We start from the raw sequence: 17,752 nt of genomic DNA on the forward strand, positions 1-17,752 counted from the left end.
GGCCAGGACTGTTGTGCCTGGCCCGGCCCGGCGTCCACCGGCTCCGCCACCTGCCCGCGCACCGAGCCGGGAGTCAGGCTCAGGGGGTGCGCGACCGCTGTGCCAAGTCGCTCGGGTCGGTGTTGGCGCCGCACAGCACGATGGCGATCTTCTCGCCGTCGCCGGGGCGGTAGCCGAGGCCCTGAGCCGGGGCGAGCGCGGCGAACGCGGTGGCGGCGCCGTGTTCGACCGCCACCTTGTGGTGGTCCCACAGTGCCCGGCGTGCGCGGACGATCTCGTCGTCCGCCACGAGGACGCTGCGCACGTCGTCCTGCTGGGCCGCGTGCAGGGCCATGGCGGAAGCCCGGCGGGCGCCGAGGGAGTCGGCGGCGACGGAGTCCACGGCGACGTCCACGGGCCGGCCCGCCTCGACGGCGGCGTTGAGCGCACGGCAGTTCCGCGGCTCGACCGCGACGGTACGGATGCCGTGGTGCCGGGCGGCGGTCGCAACCCCCGCGAACAAGCCCCCGCCACCGACGGCCACCACCACCGTGTCCAGGTCGGGGACACGAGTGCGGATCTCCTCCAGCAGGGTGCCCGCCCCGGCGGCGATCAGCGGGTGATCGTAGGCGTGCGAGGCGAGCGCGCCGGTGGACGCGGCGAAGTCCTCGCACGCGGCCAGCGCCTCGGCGTACTCCGCACCGACCAGGCGCACCTCGGCACCGTACGAGCGGAGCTTGGCCGCCTTGACCTCAGGGGCGGTGGTCGGCAGGAACACCGTGGCCGGTACGCCCTGCTGCTGGGCGGCCCACGCGCACGCGAGACCCGCGTTGCCACCGGAGGCGATGGTCACGCCGCTGTCCGGGAGCGTGCCCGCGTCGCGGTGGGCCTGGAGGAAGTTCTGCGCGCCACGGGCCTTGAAGCTGCCGGTGTACTGCATGAACTCCAGCGCCAGCCATATCTCTTGGCTCTGCGGCGCGCGGCCGCCCGCCGCGGCGTCGAGTGCGCCAGGGTCGACCGGCGCGACGACGGCCGGGCGGATGCGCCCCGCGATCCGGTCCGTGGCGGCCTTGATGTCGCCGTAGCCGAGTTGGTGCACGTCATCGCTCCTGTTCACGAGGCAGACACGGGCAAACGGTGCCCTGTTGGCAGCGGTGAGGGGCCCAGCACACGCACAAGCTGATGCCTTGGCTGGCCGGCAGGTGCCCCTCGCGTCCTGGCGCACTCAGCGCGCGCAGGAAGATCACCCCCATGATCCTCCCACCTGCCCGCACGCAGCACTCCGCGGTCATGGGATCCATTACCCCGATGTTATGGACGCGGTGATAGTAGGCACGAGAAGGACGGGTCAGTAGCTTCGTCGGGTGACGGGCGGTGCGGCGCCCGGTCCGATCCCCCCACTCCCCCCACAACTGCTTCGAGACGAGGTCCTCGTGAGCCGCAGACTTCTTCCCCGCCTGCTGACCGCATCTCTTGTCCTGGCCCTGGGCTCGGGCACCGTGGCCGCGTCCGGTCCCGCACCCGGCGGCCCCTCCGCGAGTGCCGAGCACAGCCGCGCCGCCGCCGAACCCTACTGCTACGACGAGCCGTCGCAGCCGAACGCCGACCTGAGCGACCTCAAGGCGGGCTTCAACTCCTCGAACTGGATGCGGACCCTCCAGGCCATGTACAAGCGGCGCTGGCCCAGCGGCGAGGCGCTGGCGATCGCCCAGGCCAGGGACAAGTACTGGGACCAGTTCGTGAACAAGCAGAGCTTCGAGGGGTTCGCCGAGTCGATGATGGTGGCGATCCACGAGGAGACCCACATGTGGGACCTCGACCCGTCACGGACCAGGTGGGACGTCCACATCGCGGCATGGATCAACGGCAGTCAGCAGGCCCTGACCGTGCCCGTGCACGGCGGCTTCCCCCGCAAGGAGATCCTGCCGCTCATCAAGGACAGCCTCAGTGCCTCCATGGACAACATCTACCTGCGGGACAAGACGCAGGGCGAGTACCGCCTTCAGGGGGTGCTCGCGGAGCAGAACGCCGGGCTGACCGGCCTCCCGGCGGTCACGGTGCTCCAGGAGCACATCAAGGGGGTCGGGGCCAGCAACGCCCGGGACATCGCCGCCACCAACCTGCGGTACCTGCTGCTCTACTTGCGCGTCGCCAAGGACAAGCACCCCGACTACTGGGCCAGGATCAAGGCCGAGCCCAAGCTGCGCGACCTGGTCCTGACCCAGTTCCTGCGGACGGCGTACTGGCTGGAGAAGTCCGCGCCGTACACCGGCAAGCTCGGCAGCCGGGACGCCGACAAGATCACCGCGACGAACTACGCCCCGGAGAACATCGCCATCGTGGAGGAGTTCACCAACCGCAAGGTGCGCATCGACACTCAGAAGCACTGCACCGCCTCACTCCGTTCCAACTTGGCTCAAAAGTGACCTTGGAGTGATCATCTGACGCTTCGTCGCATGTATACATAAGCGGTGAATTACCGCAGCTTCCTTCCCTCTTCCTGTGCCGTGGCGCTCCTGGCCACGGGCCTCATAGCCGGACCGGCGGCCGCCGCCGAGCGGCCCGCGCCCGCCGGCCACGACGGCGCGCCGCCGCAGAACACCCTGTGCATCTACAGCACCGAGACCACCGCCAAGACCACCGGCGGCTACGTGTGGGACGTGGGCAGCCGCGCCTACGACATCTGGAACTCCAAGGACTTCCAGGACAAGTACGGGAAGCTCTCCTACGCGGAGCAGATGAACAAGCTCCTCTACGAACTGAACGTGAGCCAGCACGTCTTCGGCCACAGCTGGCTGGTCCACTTCAACTCCAAGGGCGCCTTCAAGCGCGACCTCGCCTCCGGCGCCCACGCCCGCTACGACACGTACTCCTTCCAGCCGCAGGACCCCGACGGCCGCAACGGCGACGGCAGTCCGGTGGACGGCATGTCCATCAACTACACCGGCTACGACATCAACGCCTCCGACAAGCCCCTGGTCGAGTGGGACCGGCCGAGCCGCAAGCAGGACCGCCTCGGCGCGTACTCACCGCGCGCGGCCCGGTGCAAGACCCTCTCCCCCGCCCAGGAGTCCGCGTTCGAGCGTGAGATCGACCGGCGCAAGCAGGTCAACGAGAAGTACACGCTGCTGCCCAGCTGGAAGTTCCTCCTGACGGGCGGCTGGGCGGGCACGCCGGCCCGCAACTGCACGACCTTCGCCCTGCAGGTGTGGGACGCCACGATGGCCGACACCCCGGCCGAGCAGATCGACGCCAGCACGCCGCTGCCGGCCGCCGATCTGAACCAGCTCGGCGCGAAGGTGCCGCGCGACCTCACCCAGAGCGACTTCTCGGCCTGGATCCCGGCCCTCGCCGGCAAGTGGATCTACGAGAAGAACGGCAACCAGCACGAGAACTCCGAGGTGCCGCGCTTCACCGACGACAACATTGCTCCCCACCTGGCGGCGTCCGCCACGCAGTAGGCGGACGGCGAACGCATGGCGGTGAGCCCCTTGGAGCTCACCGCCATGCGTGTCAGCCGCATTCCCGGTAGTTCATGAACCAGTGGGTGTCGACATAGCGGGCCATCGTGAACGGATGGTGCGGGTCGACAAGGACGCGGCAGACGAACTCCGCGGCCTGGCAGTCGAAAGGGACATCCTCCCCGTCGAAGGACCGGACCACGACAGGCCAGCGGTCAGGGTCGTCACCCTCGGCCCTCCAGCAGTACAGGTCCTCGTGCTCCGTGCCCGCCCAGATGAGCAGGCCGTCTTCCCTCAGGTCCGTCCACGGCTCCTGGTTCAGGTCCAGATATCCGTCGAAGGCGCCCTCGCCGAACGTCTCGACCATGCGCTTGTAGTCACTCGGCAGCGCGGTACCCAGGCGCGACTCCGCCTCCGGCCAGTCCACGTCCGGCCGTTGAGCGGGCTGTGTCCAGCCGGTGATCCGTCTGAGCCGCTCCATCCAGTCGACTCCCTCGCCTTCGCCGGGAGCGACCGCCAACGGTTGTGGCACCTCCCTGTGAGCGACCACCAACACCGCCCGCTCCGCCCCCTCGGTGTCCCGCGCCGTACCCGTGCCGACCCACTGATCCCCGTGCGCCCACGCCCGTATCTTCACGGCCCGGCCCTCGAAAGGGACGAGAAGCGCCGCGCCCCTGGACTCGTCGACCGTCGGATCGGTGAAGCCGTCGAGGACGAGGGTGCGCGGGGCGCCGTACCTGCCGCTGAGCAGGTCGGTCAGGCCCTGCGGGTCCAGGCCGCCGGGCAGGTACAGGTAGCCGTCCCCCGGGCCGAGTTGCGCCAGCAGGTCGTTGACGGTCGCTTGCGTGAGCTCCATGACAGACAGTGAAGCGCACCCCACTGACATGGGATCTGCTCGCAGGCACGTCTGGCGTCGAGCCGGGAGCGGTCACGAAGACGCTGGCGGTGAACACTCCCGTAAACACCGGCGGCGCCGACCCATCGGACAGGACCTAGGCCGACTTCGGCCCGTCGGCGAAGTGCGGCAGGACCATCTCGACCAGCGCGTCGACGTCGGCGTCGGCCATCGGCTTGCCGGTCATGCCCAGCCGGTGGAGCAGGACACCGACGACGACGTCGATGAAGAACAGGACCCGGTTCTCCGGTTCGCCGAGCGCTTCCTGGAGCGCGAGCCGGTAGGGGTCCTGCAAGCGCGTGGACAGGATCTCGCGCAGGGCGGGGTCGCTGACGCCGTCGCTGAACACGCCGGCGAACGCGTCCCCCACGCCGGGCTCGGCGACCTTCGCCGCGATCCAGCGGATGGTCGAGGACATCATCGCGGCCCGGTCGGCTCCCTCCAGCGGCGCCGGGCCGAACGCGTCCAGGAGGCAGTCCACGATCAGCTCGCCCTTCGAGGGCCAGCGCCGATAGACCGTCGACTTCGCGATGCCCGCCGCGGCAGCGATGCGCTCAACGGTGGCGCGCGCGTAGCCGAGTTCATGGACCGTGCTCAGCGTGGCGGCGAACACGGCGGCGTTGACTCCGGCGCGCGGACGACCGGGCGGCCTGGCGGATGTGGTCGATGCCATACCCAGATGATACCTGTTTTCGCTACCTTAGGTTTCGATACCCGAGGTCGCGAATATCTGGGCGAGGAGACGACATGAGCCATGAGTCAGGACATGAGTCAGGACAAGACATGAACTGGGGTACTGCCGCAGAGCGGCCGCCGGAGCCGGACTGGCTGGCGACCACGGCCGAGGAACTGGCCGCCTACAGCGACGCGGAGAACCGCTTTCGGGCGTCGAGCACGGCGCGGGCCTTCACCGGGGATCCGGATCCCGGCGCCGTGATCGAATGGCAGGACGTCGCGCTGCCCGGCCGCGAGATCCCGGTCCGGGTGTACCGGCCTGCCTCCGGGCACCACGGCAACGGCGCCCGCCGGACCGACCTGCCGCTCGTACTCCACGTACACGGAGGCGGATTCGTGGGTACGGCGGTGCAGAGCGACTGGGTGAACAGTCACCTCGCCGCCCGACTCCCCGCCCTCGTCGTCTCGGTCGAGCACCGCCTCCTTGCCCCGGACAGTCCCTTGTCGGCGGCCGTCGACGACGGCTGGGACGTACTGCGGCACGTGGTGGGGCATGCCGCGCGGTGGGGCATCGACCCGGCCCGGGCCGCCGTGTTCGGCGAGAGCTGCGGCGGGCTGATCAACGCCCTGGCGGCGATCCGGGCCGCGGAGTCCGGACTCCGCCTCCAGGCACAGGTCCTTGTCAACCCCGTTGTCGACGTGACCGCGTCGATGCTCGACCACGACTCGCTCAGCGAGTACGCGCACACCCCGACCCTGGCCGTGCCGCAGCTGCAACTGATCCAGCGGCTCGCCGTTTCCCCGGGATCCGACCCTCGCGCGCTCTCGCCGCTCCACGCCGACAAGCTCGACGGGCTGGCCCCGGCGCTCGTAGTGGTGCCGACCCACGACCCGATAGCCGATCACGGCCGCCGCTACGCCGAACGACTGCGCGCGGCCGGGACACCCGCGCGGCTCAGCGAATACCCCGGAGCGGGACACGCGTTCCTCAGCCTGCCGGGAGTGGCACCGCAGGCCGGTGCCGCGCGGGCCGAGATCCTCGAGTTCCTCCGAGCCTCCCTCACCTCACCACGCGAACAGACCTCATCGCGCGAACAGACCTCATGACACGCACCCAACGCATGACGCGGACTCATCCCATGGAGGAAGACACAGTGCAGCGCATCGGCATCATCGGGGTAGGCGAGATCGGGCGGGCCATCGTCGGAGGCCTGTGCGACGGGGGCAGCGGGGGCGACGGCGGCGAGTCGCCGGAGGTGTTCCTCTCCCCGCGAGGCGCCCGCACGGCCGCGGAGCTGTCCGAGCGCTACGCGGGCGTGCAGGTATGCGCCGACAACCAGGCGGTGGTGGACCGCTCCGAGCTGCTCATCATCGCCGTACGCCGCCACGACCGGCACGAGGCACTCGCCGGTCTGAGAGTGACCGGCGACAAGACCGTGGTCAACGTGATGGCCGGCGTCAGCAACGACGACCTGCGCAGGACCCTGGCCACCGACGCCCCGCTGGTGCGGGCCATCCCCCTGCCCACCGTGCGCGAACGCCGCTCCGTCACGGTGACGTACCCCTCGCACCCCGTCGTGGACGCCCTCTTCGAGCACCTGGGCGGGGTGCTCCCGGTCACGGACGAGGCGGCCTTCGACGTCTTCTCCGCACTGACGGGAACGCTGACCACCCACTACGCGTACCTCGCCACCCTCACGTCCTGGGCCGCCGGTCACGGCATCGCCTCCGACGACGCGGACCGCTACGTACGCAGTCTCTTCCAGGGGGTCGGCCGGTCCCTGAGCGACGAGACCCGCTCCCTGCAACAGCTCGCGGCCGACCACGAGACCCCGAAAGGAAACAACGAACGCATCCGCACCACATGGTTCGCCCCTGAAAACTCCGCAGCCCTCGGCAAGGCTCTCGATGACCTCCTCGCCGACCTCAAAGAGCCTGGGTAGCGGGCTCGGGCCCGGAGCTGGGCACAGGTGGACCGCGGCCGGGGCGGCGTACGCGTCGGTCAGCGCGCGATGGCGCGCACCGCGCGCAGTGCGGCGTCGACGTCCCGCGGGGAGTTCATGATGCCGGTGCCGATCCGCGCGTAACCCAGGCTGTCACGGTGCAACGAGGACAGCCGGATCCTGTGCTCGGCGGCCCTGGTGACCACCTCGCTGCCGGGCAGGTCCCGCACGCTGAAGCAGGTGATGCCCGCGGACATCTCGGGTGCCGCGGGCGTGTGCACCGTCACGCCCGGGATGCGGGCGAGCCCTCGCTTGGCCCGTGTGGACAGCTCCGTGATCCGCCCGGCGACCCGGGAGCGGCCGAGGGTCTGGTGGAACGCGACGGACACCGGCAGGGCGAAGGCGTGCTCGAAGGCCAGAAAGCCGCCCGGCGACAGGGGCGCGGCGCCTTCCCCGGCGATGAAGGTCGCGAACGTCGGACGGACCTGCTCCAGCGTCTGCGGTGCCACCCACACCAGGCCCGTGCCGCGCGGCCCGAACAGCCACTTGTGCGTCCCCGCGACCACCACGTCGGCTCCCAGGCGCGCGGCGTCGGCGTCGACCGCGGCGAGGCCGTGCACCCCGTCGACCACCAGCAGACAGCGGTCGGCTTCCTTCCGCCCCCGGTTGGCCTCGCGGACCACCTCGGCGATCCTCGCGACCGGCATCCGCACCCCGGTTCTCGACTGCACCCAGGTGATGCCAAGGACTCGGGTCGTCGGGCGCAGCTGCTTGCGGACCGCGCTGACCACTTCCTCGGCGGTGGCCTCCGCGGAGTTGGCGAACCACGAGGCCAGGCGCACCTGTGCCCCGTGCTTCTCCGCGGCGAGCCGCGCCGCGGCGTGGTGAACGGGGTGGTCGTCCTCACCGAGCAGGAACTCCTGGCCGGGGCGGGTGAGCACCCCGTTGTAGGCCACGCCGAGGCCGATGGTGGTGCTCGCGGTCATCGCGACGTGCTCGGCCCGGCCGCCGAGGTAACCGGCCAGCGATTCCCGTACGCGCTGCCAACTCGTCGGCCCGTCGGGCAGCGAGAGGTCCGTGGGCACCCGCATCGGGTCGGCGTCGAGCTGACCACTCAGATGGTCCACGGCCTCCCGCACCACACGCAGCTGGGAGGCGAGATAGAACGTCGCCAGATGGACCCAGTCCGGAGCGAGGCGGAACTGCGCCCGCACCGCTTCCCAGTCCGGTCGTCCGTCCGCCCCCAGCAGTTGCCGACTTCCCTCACCAGCGGCCGCAGCCGCCTCGGTGGTCGCGCCGCCCCATGCCGCCACCGCCGCGGACCCGACCGCACCCGCCAGCACGCTCCGCCTGCGCACCATCGCACCCCCAGACATCGACATCTCCCCATCTCCCACAGATGAACCAGATGACTCTCTGCCCGCACGCGCCGGTGCGCCGCACGTCTGCCCTTGCGGACTCGCACCGCACGGCACGGCTGTGAAACTCCGTCAGGGTAGCGCTCCCTCAGCCGCCCAGCGGCGGCCTCGGGAGCGCTCTTGGCTGATATGGCCTCTCAGTCGGCGTCGTCCAGGACCTCACGGAGCCTGCGCGCGAACGCCTCGGGCTGCCCGGCATAGCCGAACTCGCCGCCGAGGAAGCCGCCGTGGTGGCTGGGGAACACCACCGCCTCCCGGCCGAGGAGCTGGGCCGTCGCCACCGCGGTCCGCCCGGTGAAGGTGTTCAGGGACTCCTCCCCCACCGCGATCACGACCCGCGTCGGCGCCGCGAGCAGCGCGTCGACCTCGGGGCGGTGGCCGCTGACCGCCCAGGAGCGGTCGGACAGCAGCGGATCGTCACGACGACCGTCGTCCTCGACCGGCATGCCGAACGCGGCGGGATCGGCTGCAGGCTGAGCGAAGTAGTCATCGGTGAACTCGCCCTGCCATGACGTCATCGCGATGAAGGCCGCCATGCCGGCGCCGAAGCCCTTCGCCTCGTAGGCTTCGCGGACCGCGGCACGGGCACGCTCGGCCGCCTCAGCGTCGGGGAGTACGGGGATCAGGGGCGGCTCGTGCGCCACCAGAGTCGTCACATCACCGGGGTACGCCGCCACCAGAGCCAGTGCGGTCACCGCGCCGCCGCTGCTCCCGAACAACTCGACCGGGCCCGCTCCCAGAGCCTCGATCAGCGCGTGCACGTCACGGGCCTGGACATCGGGTGTGTGGTCATCGCGGCCGTCCGTGCGGGTGCTGCGGCCGAGGCCGCGCGGGTCGTACGTGATCACGGTGCGCTCGGGGAAGAGTGCCGCCAGCGTGCCGAAACCAGCGGCGTCCATGGGCTGGCCGATCAGGAGCAGAGGCGGGCGTCCGTCCGCAGTGGGCAACGGGCCGTGGACGTCGTAGGCGAGGTCGACGCCGGGAATCTTGAGCGTGTGCGTTGTCATAACCGGGTAGACCGCCGCCGTACCGAAAACTCATCGCCCCGCCCCGGCGGCGCTCGCACCCAGGGAATTCACTTCACCCGTGCTTGCCTCGTCCGGTACGGTCGCGGCACTGTTTTCGCTGCTGGGAGCCCACGACGTGCGCGGGTCGCCACCCCGGCGGTGCCCAGGCTGAGAGAAGGATGTCGTCCATGGCATGTCGCATCAGTGAACTCGTACTCGGTTGCCACGACCCCGAGCTGCTGGCGCGGTTCTGGTGCGAGGTCCTGGACTTCGTCGTGCTCGACCGCGAGGAGGGCGAGATGCTGGAGATCGGGCCGCGCGAAGGCTTCGGCGGTCCGCAACCGACGATCATCCTCAGCCGCAGGGACGAGCCGGAGAAGGGGAAGTCCCGGCTGCACATCGACGTCAACGCCACCGACCGCGATCAGGACGCCGAACTCGAACGCCTTCTGCGGCTCGGCGCGCGCCCGGCCGAGATCGGCCAGACGGGGCAGGAGCCGTGGCATGTCCTGATGGACCCCGAAGGCAATGAGTTCTGCCTGCTCAAGGCCCGCATCCCCCAGCTTTGACGCCCATCGGTCACGCCTCGCCGCCAGGTCCTCAGGGCCTGCCAGGAAGTTCTGTGTGGGGGTCGGTCCCGGCCGTGTAGGTGTCCTTGACCTTGACCTCGGTGACACCGCGCCCTTCGGGGAAGACGCGCTGCCAGTCGCCGATGAGGTGGAGTTCGTCCGTGCCCATGGCACGGACGACGGTCAGGCCTTCCTCGTGGGCCTTGAAGGCCTTCATCCAGAGGTTCGCGAAGGCCTGGGACCGGATGATGTGCATCCAGTCCGGGCGGTTCAGTTCACGGTTGTAGTTCGACTCACCCATCGTGGACACGAACTTCGAGTACATCGCCTTGACGTATTCGAGCGTCAGGGTGTCGTCCGCGGCGATCGCGGCGTCGCGCGCGTCCTTCAGCGCGATGCGGAACTTCTCCAGGAGGTTCTCCGTGGCGCCCGACGTGTACGACTCGTGGATCTCGGGCGGGTCGCACAGGCCGTACTTCGGCCCGGAGAGGCGCAGCAGGAGGCGCAGGGTGGGTTCGGTGACCCACAGGGGGCCGGGTTCGTCGCGCTGGCCGATCGGGTTGGGCAGGTCGTCCTCGTGGGCCCAGGCGGGTGGAGTGATCAGGTGGACGCCGGCGCGGCGGCGGTCGTGGGCGAGGCCTGCGGAGTGCTCCAGCTGGCCCAGCGGGAGATGGGTCTTGAGGGCGCTGAGGTAGGCGCCGTTGATGTCGAGCGCCGTCACCTGGTGCCGGCCCGGCGGGAGGTCGGCGCGGGTCCACCTGGGGCGTGCCTCCCAGATCTGGTCCGCGCCCCGGGAAGTCTGCTTCCTGAGGATGTCGGGGGTCCAGGGGTGGGCGATCACGTCGTACCGGGCGCCCTTGCGGGTCTCGTCAAGGAGCCGCATCGCGTCCGGGATCGCCTTCTTCAGCAGGGCTGCGGTGGCGGCCTCGACGTCCCCCTGGTGTGCGGCGAGCGCGGCCACGACCGCCTGGTCGATCAGGCCAGTCGGGCCGGGTGTCTCCTGGAACGCTCGTCGGGTCGGGGGCCTGGATTCGTGTTTCGGGGCCGGTGGCTCTGCCGCCGGGGCAGGGTCGGCGTGCACGGCCTGGTCCGAGGGGGCGGGGCGGGCGGGGCGGCAATCGGACGGGTCCAGGTGCTGAACGAAACCGGCCACGCGGTGCCGAGCCGGGCCGCCGCACAGCACGCACGGCTGCGGAACGGCGAGCACCTCGACCTCCTCACCGAGTTCATCGTGGGCGGCCTCGGTCCCGGTGGTGGACTCGGTGGTGGTCTCGCTCCCGCTCTCGGTCCCGGCCTCGGTCCCGCTCCCGCTCTCGGTCCCGGTCTCGCTCTCGGTGGCGAGCTTCGCGGTCAAGCCGTCCAGCAGGTACGCGTACTTGGTGCGCGTCTCGCCCACCGGGTCGCGGCCGCTCTCCCAGCCGCCGACCGTGGACGGGCTCACTCCGAGCGCGCGAGCCACCTGCGCCTTGGACAGGCGTGCCTGCTCCCGCAGTTCGCGGCGCACCTCGGCGGGCGGGAGGTCGGACTGCGGGCCGACGGCTGCCAGCAGCGAGTCGATCGCGTCGAAGTCACTCACCGGACCGGCCCTTTCAGAAGTACGCGACGGGGTGCGGAACAGCTGCGATGTTGAGGTGGGGACGCCGATGCGCAACTCATCCGCAAGCCAACATTCCGGGCCCAACCTACCAACAAGCCGGACAGCGGCGGGCCGGTCAGGAGTCCAGGTAGCGCAGCACGGCGAGCACCCGTCGGCTGTAGCCCGTGGTCCCCGACAGGCCGAGCTTGTCGAAGATCGCGTTGGCGTTCTTCTCCACCGTGCTCTGCGAGATGTTCAGTTTCAGCGCGATCGCGGCGTTGGTGTGGCCCTGCGCCATCTCGGCGAGGACCTCGCGCTCGCGCCGGGTCAGCTTGCTGAGCGGGTCGACGTGCGTGGTGCGGGCGAGGAGTTGGCGGACGACTTCGGGGTCGATGGCGGCGCCGCCCGCGTGCACCCGCTCCAGGGAATCCAGGAACTCCTCGACCTGGGCGACCCGGTCCTTGAGCAGATAGCCGACGCGGGCGGAGTCGGTGGTGAGCAGCTGGGCCGCGTAGTTCTTCTCCACGTGCTGGGACAGGACGAGGACGCCGATGTCCGGCCATCGCTTGCGGATCTCCAGGGCCGCGCGGATGCCTTCGTCGGTGTGGGTGGGAGGCATCCGGATGTCTGCCACGATCAGGTCGGGGGTGTGCTCCTCGACGGCCGCCATCAGCGAGGTGCCGTCGCCGACGGCCGCGACGACGTCGTGCCCCTCCTCGGTCAGCAGCCGCACGAGCCCTTCGCGCAGCAGGATCGAGTCTTCGGCGAGGACTATGCGCACGGAAGCTCCGCAGTGATCGTGGTGGGCCCGCCCGGCGGGCTGTGGACAGACAGGTCGCCGTCGAGGGCGGCGGCCCGGCGGCGCAGTCCGGACAGACCGGAGCCCTCCGGGTCGGCGCCGCCGCGGCCATTGTCACGGATCTGGATGACGACCGTGCCGCCTTCCCTGCCGACGCTGACGTCGATGCGGTCGGCCCCGGAGTGCTTGGCGGCGTTCGTCACGGATTCGGAGACCACGAAGTAGGTGGCCGTCTCGGTGGTCTGCGGCAGCTTTTCGGTGAGGCGGAAGTCGATGTGGAGGGGGATGCTGCACCGCTCGGCCACCCCGGCGAGGGCCTCTTCGAGGCCGAGGCTGTCCAGCGCCGACGGGTAGGCCCGCCAGGCCACTTCGCGCAGCTCGCCCAGGACTTCCTGCGATTCTGCGTGTGCCTGTCGCAGCAGGTCGGCGGCCTTGTCCGGGTTACGGCAGGCACGGCCGAGCAGCATCGCGAGGGCGACGAGGCGCTGCTGCACGCCGTCGTGGAGATCGCGCTCGATGCGGCGCCGCTCGACGTCGACGACCTCCACCATGCCCGCCCGGCTGACAGCCAGCTCCATGATGCGCCGCTCCAGGAGCTCCCGCTCGGAGGGGCCGAAGCACTGCCGGGCCAGGCGCTGGTCCAACCCGGCCAGGGAGACGAGGCCCTGGATGTCGAGGAACAGCAACACGCTGCCCAGCAGCACCTGTCCGACGAGCTCGCCCGCACTCATGGTGCCGCGCACAGCGCCGTACGCGAGCAGCCCCGCGAGCACCACGCCGACGCCCAGCAGGCCGACGACCACCGCGCACACCGGGCCCATGGCGATCCGCGAGGCGAGGTACGGCAGGTCCTTGCGGGCGTCGTGGCCGGAGGGGTAGACGTCCCCGAAGAACGCCGACCGCCGCGACCGCTCAAGCGCGACCAGGCGCCCGGCCCCCGCCCGCAGCAGCCGTCCGGCGCCGGGGCGGGTGCGCGGCCACAGCAGGGCCGCCCCGAGGACGGCGCCCGCGGTCAGGAAGTACAGCCCGGCCAGAACGCTGGTGCCGATGCCCAGGAGCAGCCCGGCCGCCCTGCGGACGAACGGCACGGTCGCCTCCGGCCCCGGCTCCGCACCCTGCACGTTCATGGCCCGGGCCAGAGCTCCGGCGCCGGACATCTCTCCTGACACAGCATCCGACCCTAATGGCGCACCGCTCCGCGGAACAAGATCACCTGAGCACACGGGCGCACCGAGCCCGGACCCGGCCGACATCACGACCTCCGGTGCTGGGCACGACCGGCCCGCGCCCGGGTCAGGCGCCGTATCGCGAACACGGCCACGGCGACCAGGACGAGCAGCAGGACGACCTTCGACAGCACACCCACGTAGTCCTCGACCAGCTCCCAGCGCTCCCCCAGCCAGTAGCCGGCCAGCACGAGGATCGAGTTCCAGATGAGGCTGCCCGCGGCGGTCAGGACCAGGAACACCGGCATCCGCATCCGCTCGATCCCGGCCGGCACCGATATCAGGCTCCGGAAGATCGGCACCATGCGGCCGAAGAACACCGCCTTCGTGCCGTGCCTGGCGAACCACGCCTCGGTCCGCTCCAGGTCCGCGACCTTCACCAGCGGGAGCCTCGCCCAGATCTTGTACATCCGCTCCCGGCCGATCAGCGCGCCGATCCAGTACAGGGCCACGGCGCCGACCACGGAGCCCAACGTCGTCCAGAACAGGGCCGACGCGAGGCTGAGCACGCCCTGTCCGGCGGCGAAGCCGGTCAGCGGCAGGATCACCTCGCTGGGCAGTGGCGGGAACAGGTTCTCCAGCGCGATGGCCGCCCCGGCTCCGGCGCCACCCATCGTGTCGACGAGGTCGGCCGCCCACCCGGCGATGCCGCCGGCGGGCTCGTCGGACAGGGCCAGGGTCGCGGTCGTGGACTGCATACAACACCTCGGGATGACGGGAAGCGGAAGCGGGGGCGAGCCGCCCCCTGATCTCTCCACAACCCTAGAAATCCCAGCTCAGCGCCACCACGAGGGAAACCATCGACCTTCTTACGGACAACCCCGACCGCACCCTGCGGAAAACCGCAGTCCTCTACCGAGGAAATCCCCCGGGGCGCGGCCATGAGGCTGCCCGGGCATCACCCGCTGACGCTGTCGGTCACGTGCGAGGCCATCAGTCACCTTCCGGTCCGGAGATCCGTGCCGATTGAGTACCCGTACTCAGGATTCCATCCCGCGGGACCGCGAGGCTGAGGGGGCCTATGACAAGGAGCTCAGCCGATGTTCCAGAGCGCACCTGCCCATCACCGCACCGCCGAGGTGACCGCCCCGCCCTCGGCGCTCCCCCGTGTCTGCGCCGCTGTGGTGGTTGCGGGGGTGTCCCTCTCCGCGTGGGCACCGTACGACCGGACGACCTGGCTGCTGGAAGTGGTGTGGGTGCTGGTTGGGCTTCCGCTGGCCGTTGTGGTGTGGCGGCGCTTCCCGTTGACGGGGCTGCTGTGCTGTCTGCTCGCGGCGCACGCGCTCGTGCTTGCGCTCGGTGGGCATTACACGTACGCCCGGGTGCCGCTGGGCGAGTGGGTGCGGGACGGGCTCGGGCTCGCGCGCAATCCGTACGACCGGTTCGGGCACCTGATGCAGGGCTTCGTACCCGCCATCCTGGTACGTGAATTGCTGAGCCGGACCTCGCCGCTGCGCGGGAGCCGCTGGCTGGCGCCCCTCACGGTCTGCGCGTGCCTCGCCTTCAGCGCGGTCTTCGAGATGCTCGAGTGGGCGGCCGCGGTCATCGGCGGGAACGCGGCGGACGACTTCCTGGCCACGCAGGGCGATGTGTGGGACACCCACTGGGACATGTTGTGCGCACTGATCGGCGCCACGGTCGCGCTGCTGTTGCTCAGCGGGTGGCACGACCGGCAGCTGACGCGGTTCGCGTCCGGGAGGGACTAGGGCAGTGCGCGGGACCGGAGCTCGTCGTGGGTTCACGCGGGTGAACACCGGTCAGCCGAGCCGGGCGGCGATGGTCTGCGCGCACACCAGGGATTCGGTGTGTGTCGTGTCGACCTCCAGGTCGTAGCTCACGCCCTCGTGCACCAGTTCCGCTTGCAACGCGGCCATCCCCTGGACCCGGTCCCCTCGTGCGACCTCACGCCCCGCGGCGACCGCGCTCTCGCATCTGACGCCCACCCACAGCACGTCCAGGTCGCCCAGGGCCTTCTGCCAGCGCTGCTGGGAGGCCGCGCCGCCGAGGAAGATCTCGTCGATGATGACCCTGGCACCCGCACGGGCCATCGCCACGACGCCCGCCACCCATGCCGCCTCCAGCGCCCTGAACTCCGCCCCGACGCTCACGGTCCCGTCCGCCGCGATGTCGATGCCGTCGTCCGACGCCTGCATCCTCGCGGGCAGCGCGTCGACGAACGAATCGGCGCCGAACGCCAGCCACGGGTCCGGAAGGACGGCCTGGAGGCACCGCACGATCCCGGACTTCCCCGAGCTCGAACCGCCGTTGAGAATGATCAGCTGAGTCGCCATCGCGCCACAGTAAGGCGCCTCCCGCACGACACGAAACGAATATCGGCAGGCAGGCACGGCGCGCGGGCCTCCTCGGCATGGCCCGGCGCGCACGATGCCGGCCGGGGCACCCCGGCCGGCCACCCGCTTCCGACAGTTGCCGAACGGACTCCCGCCTGGGCACGCATGACCCGCGGACGGGTGCCCGACACCGCGGGCTGGACGCGGAACGCGTCAGAGCGGCAGGTGGAAGACGTCGTCCTGAATGTTCGTGATCTGCGTGTTCCGCTTGATCACGTCCGACATCTTCGTGCTCTTGATCGTGGCGACCTCGGCGGGCGTGAGGGCCGGGTCGTTCTCGAACCAGAGGCGGTCGCCCGCCCTGGTCCGGGTGAGCTGCTCGATGATCACCGCGGTGAGGAGCGGGCCGAACGCCGTGCCCGGGACATGAGGTTCGGCGAGCCCGCCGATCAGCGGGTCCAGGAGGCGGATCTCGCCGTACGCGGCAGCCAGCTTCGCCTGCACGGCCGGGTCCGGTGTGAGGTCGGCGAAGGTGCGGAGCGGGGGCAGCCCGTATGCCTTGCGGCACTGGTTGTAGTCCGGGACGCCGTGGTCGCGGGCGCGCTGGATGTCCACGGCCACCAGGTCCAGCGGCGGCGCTCCCGGGAACCGGATGCTGCGCATCGCCTCGATCACCGAGACGTCGATCTCCTGCATGATCTGTGACGCGAAGCCCTTGAGCACCGGGCCGATGCCGTACTGGTTGACGATCCCGATGTTCAGCAGCGCCTGCTCGTGCGGCACGGACCGCAGGACCTGGCCGTCGTTGTCGACGATCTGCAGGTCCGGGGAGAGCATCGAGTGGCCGAACCGGAATCCGAAGGTGGCGAACTCGGTGCTCATGGTCGGGTCCGTGTGCGGGTCGTAGCCGTCGTAGGGGCCGATCGCGTCCGGGCCCAGGATCGCGGGGATGAACTCCTGGAAGGTGATCGACCCGATCAGCGCGCCGACCCACTTGCGGGCGTGCTGGAAGACCTGCTCGGCGCTGGCCGAGGGGCGCTCGGCAGTGATCAGCGCGGCCAGCCGGTTGTGCTCCCGGACGAACAGCGTATGGATGCTCATCAGGCCGTACCCGGTGTTGGCCCGCTCGTCACCGGCCAGGAAGAACCCGGCCGCCGGTCCGACCGTCTGGTTGAAGAGACCGGCCGTGTTCAGGGGCATGGCCGGCCCGTCGACTCCGGCACTGGTCTTCAAGGAGCCGCTGTAGACGGCGATCGGCCCTAAGTTCCGGATGGCGCGCAGCGCCGCGGCCCGCCCCTCGTCCGAGCCGTACACCGGGCTGCCGTCGATGTACGCGCTGAAGCTGTTGAGCTGCTGCCTCGGCTTGCGCCGTCCGCGGCCCGTGGACGGGTCGTACGCGGAGCGGGTGAGCGGTATCTGGCTGCCCGGCGGGAACGCGGTGTCGTCGGCGGGGACCGGGATGCCGATCGTCTCCAGCGGGTCCGCGGCCGCGATGAGGTTGAACTCGTGGTTGAGGAACTGACCCCACATCCAGGTCAGGTCCGTCAGGCGCTGGGCGTTGAGGGTGTCGGTCTCCTGCCTGCAGACGATGTTGCTGACCACCCGGGCGCTGGGGCGGTCGGCGCCGGCCGGGGCGCTCACGCCGTCGGCGTACCCGATGGGGGTGCGCCGCAGGAAGACCGATCCGGCGGCCCCGCGCTCGGGGTGGTTGAGGTGGTTCCCGTAGCCGTTGACGGACCGGTACACCGGCGGGTTGGGCGCCGAAGGTCTGCCGTCGGCGGCCTCGGCCGCGTCGCCCTCGGGCTCGACGGCGGCGCTCTCGGCGTCCGCCGTCGCGGCCTCGGCGGACGGCGGCGCGGTACGACGATCGTTGGTCGGGTTGGGCCTTTCCATCAGGAATCCTCCGGGAATGT

At 70.6% G+C, this 17,752-nt stretch carries 17 protein-coding genes; 6 read left to right on the forward strand and 11 right to left on the reverse strand.

The features are described from left to right. Positions 1–79: 79 nt before the first annotated feature. On the reverse strand, positions 80–1,078 hold the full coding sequence (locus ACFWZ5_RS11935) for a threonine/serine dehydratase (protein WP_384785656.1): 999 nt from the start codon (positions 1,076–1,078) through the stop codon (positions 80–82). Between the two features lie 334 nt (positions 1,079–1,412). On the opposite strand from ACFWZ5_RS11935, the gene ACFWZ5_RS11940 reads away from it, so the two are divergent. Continuing rightward, on the forward strand, positions 1,413–2,405 hold the full coding sequence (locus ACFWZ5_RS11940) for a hypothetical protein (RefSeq protein WP_384785659.1): 993 nt from the start codon (positions 1,413–1,415) through the stop codon (positions 2,403–2,405). Between the two features lie 45 nt (positions 2,406–2,450). Next, a complete protein-coding gene (locus ACFWZ5_RS11945) occupies positions 2,451–3,440 on the forward strand; it encodes a hypothetical protein (RefSeq protein ID WP_384785662.1) in 990 nt (329 codons plus the stop codon). Positions 3,441–3,492: 52 nt separating this feature from the next. On the opposite strand, the gene ACFWZ5_RS11950 is transcribed toward ACFWZ5_RS11945, so the two are convergent. Then, positions 3,493–4,296, reverse strand: coding sequence for an SMI1/KNR4 family protein (locus tag ACFWZ5_RS11950; protein ID WP_384785665.1), 804 nt, complete (start codon positions 4,294–4,296; stop codon positions 3,493–3,495). Positions 4,297–4,432: 136 nt separating this feature from the next. Beyond that, a complete protein-coding gene (locus ACFWZ5_RS11955; RefSeq protein WP_384785669.1) occupies positions 4,433–5,008 on the reverse strand; it encodes a TetR/AcrR family transcriptional regulator in 576 nt (191 codons plus the stop codon). A gap of 110 nt (positions 5,009–5,118) precedes the next feature. On the opposite strand from ACFWZ5_RS11955, the gene ACFWZ5_RS11960 reads away from it, so the two are divergent. Further along, on the forward strand, positions 5,119–6,117 hold the full coding sequence (locus tag ACFWZ5_RS11960; RefSeq protein WP_384785672.1) for an alpha/beta hydrolase: 999 nt from the start codon (positions 5,119–5,121) through the stop codon (positions 6,115–6,117). A 32-nt stretch (positions 6,118–6,149) separates the two neighbouring features. After that, on the forward strand, positions 6,150–6,953 hold the full coding sequence (locus tag ACFWZ5_RS11965) for an NAD(P)-binding domain-containing protein (protein WP_384785675.1): 804 nt from the start codon (positions 6,150–6,152) through the stop codon (positions 6,951–6,953). 59 nt (positions 6,954–7,012) lie between these two features. Here ACFWZ5_RS11965 and ACFWZ5_RS11970 read toward each other — a convergent pair whose 3' ends face one another. Together ACFWZ5_RS11970 and ACFWZ5_RS11975 are read right to left on the reverse strand one after the other, a co-directional pair. Further along, positions 7,013–8,329 carry an aminotransferase class V-fold PLP-dependent enzyme gene (locus tag ACFWZ5_RS11970; RefSeq protein WP_384785678.1) on the reverse strand — a complete coding sequence of 439 codons (1,317 nt, stop codon included), beginning with the start codon at positions 8,327–8,329 and terminating at the stop codon, positions 7,013–7,015. A 179-nt stretch (positions 8,330–8,508) separates the two neighbouring features. Continuing rightward, positions 8,509–9,378, reverse strand: coding sequence for an alpha/beta fold hydrolase (locus ACFWZ5_RS11975; protein WP_384785681.1), 870 nt, complete (start codon positions 9,376–9,378; stop codon positions 8,509–8,511). A 188-nt stretch (positions 9,379–9,566) separates the two neighbouring features. Here ACFWZ5_RS11975 and ACFWZ5_RS11980 point away from each other — a divergent pair, with 188 nt between their 5' ends. Further along, positions 9,567–9,947, forward strand: coding sequence for a VOC family protein (locus ACFWZ5_RS11980; RefSeq protein ID WP_384785685.1), 381 nt, complete (start codon positions 9,567–9,569; stop codon positions 9,945–9,947). A 31-nt stretch (positions 9,948–9,978) separates the two neighbouring features. On the opposite strand, the gene ACFWZ5_RS11985 is transcribed toward ACFWZ5_RS11980, so the two are convergent. The 4 genes from ACFWZ5_RS11985 to ACFWZ5_RS12000 all read right to left on the reverse strand — a co-directional run bounded on the left by ACFWZ5_RS11985 (position 9,979) and on the right by ACFWZ5_RS12000 (position 14,246). Further along, the gene (locus ACFWZ5_RS11985; RefSeq protein ID WP_384785688.1) at positions 9,979–11,523 is read right to left on the reverse strand and encodes a helix-turn-helix domain-containing protein; all 1,545 of its coding nucleotides are present in this window, start codon (positions 11,521–11,523) and stop codon (positions 9,979–9,981) included. Between the two features lie 136 nt (positions 11,524–11,659). After that, positions 11,660–12,304 carry a response regulator gene (locus ACFWZ5_RS11990; RefSeq protein WP_384785691.1) on the reverse strand — a complete coding sequence of 215 codons (645 nt, stop codon included), beginning with the start codon at positions 12,302–12,304 and terminating at the stop codon, positions 11,660–11,662. After that, entirely contained in the window at positions 12,295–13,479 is a 1,185-nt protein-coding gene (locus ACFWZ5_RS11995) for a sensor histidine kinase (RefSeq protein WP_384785694.1), read from the reverse strand. Before ACFWZ5_RS11995 ends, ACFWZ5_RS11990 begins: the two co-directional genes overlap by 10 nt. 95 nt (positions 13,480–13,574) lie before the next feature. Continuing rightward, positions 13,575–14,246: a DedA family protein gene (locus ACFWZ5_RS12000; RefSeq protein WP_384785697.1), complete on the reverse strand. Its 672-nt coding sequence runs from the start codon at positions 14,244–14,246 to the stop codon at positions 13,575–13,577. 342 nt (positions 14,247–14,588) lie between these two features. On the opposite strand from ACFWZ5_RS12000, the gene ACFWZ5_RS12005 reads away from it, so the two are divergent. Beyond that, positions 14,589–15,254, forward strand: coding sequence for a DUF2238 domain-containing protein (locus ACFWZ5_RS12005; protein WP_384785699.1), 666 nt, complete (start codon positions 14,589–14,591; stop codon positions 15,252–15,254). A 51-nt stretch (positions 15,255–15,305) separates the two neighbouring features. Here the strand turns inward: ACFWZ5_RS12005 and cpt are convergent, their stop codons facing one another. After that, positions 15,306–15,839, reverse strand: a complete 534-nt coding sequence (gene cpt, locus ACFWZ5_RS12010; protein WP_384785702.1) for a chloramphenicol phosphotransferase CPT — start codon at positions 15,837–15,839, stop codon at positions 15,306–15,308. Between the two features lie 213 nt (positions 15,840–16,052). Then, positions 16,053–17,732: a peroxidase family protein gene (locus ACFWZ5_RS12015; protein ID WP_384785706.1), complete on the reverse strand. Its 1,680-nt coding sequence runs from the start codon at positions 17,730–17,732 to the stop codon at positions 16,053–16,055. Between the last annotated feature and the right edge of the window lie 20 nt (positions 17,733–17,752).

This window comes from Streptomyces sp. NPDC059003 (genome assembly GCF_042740445.1).
GTDB lineage: Bacteria > Actinomycetota > Actinomycetes > Streptomycetales > Streptomycetaceae > Streptomyces.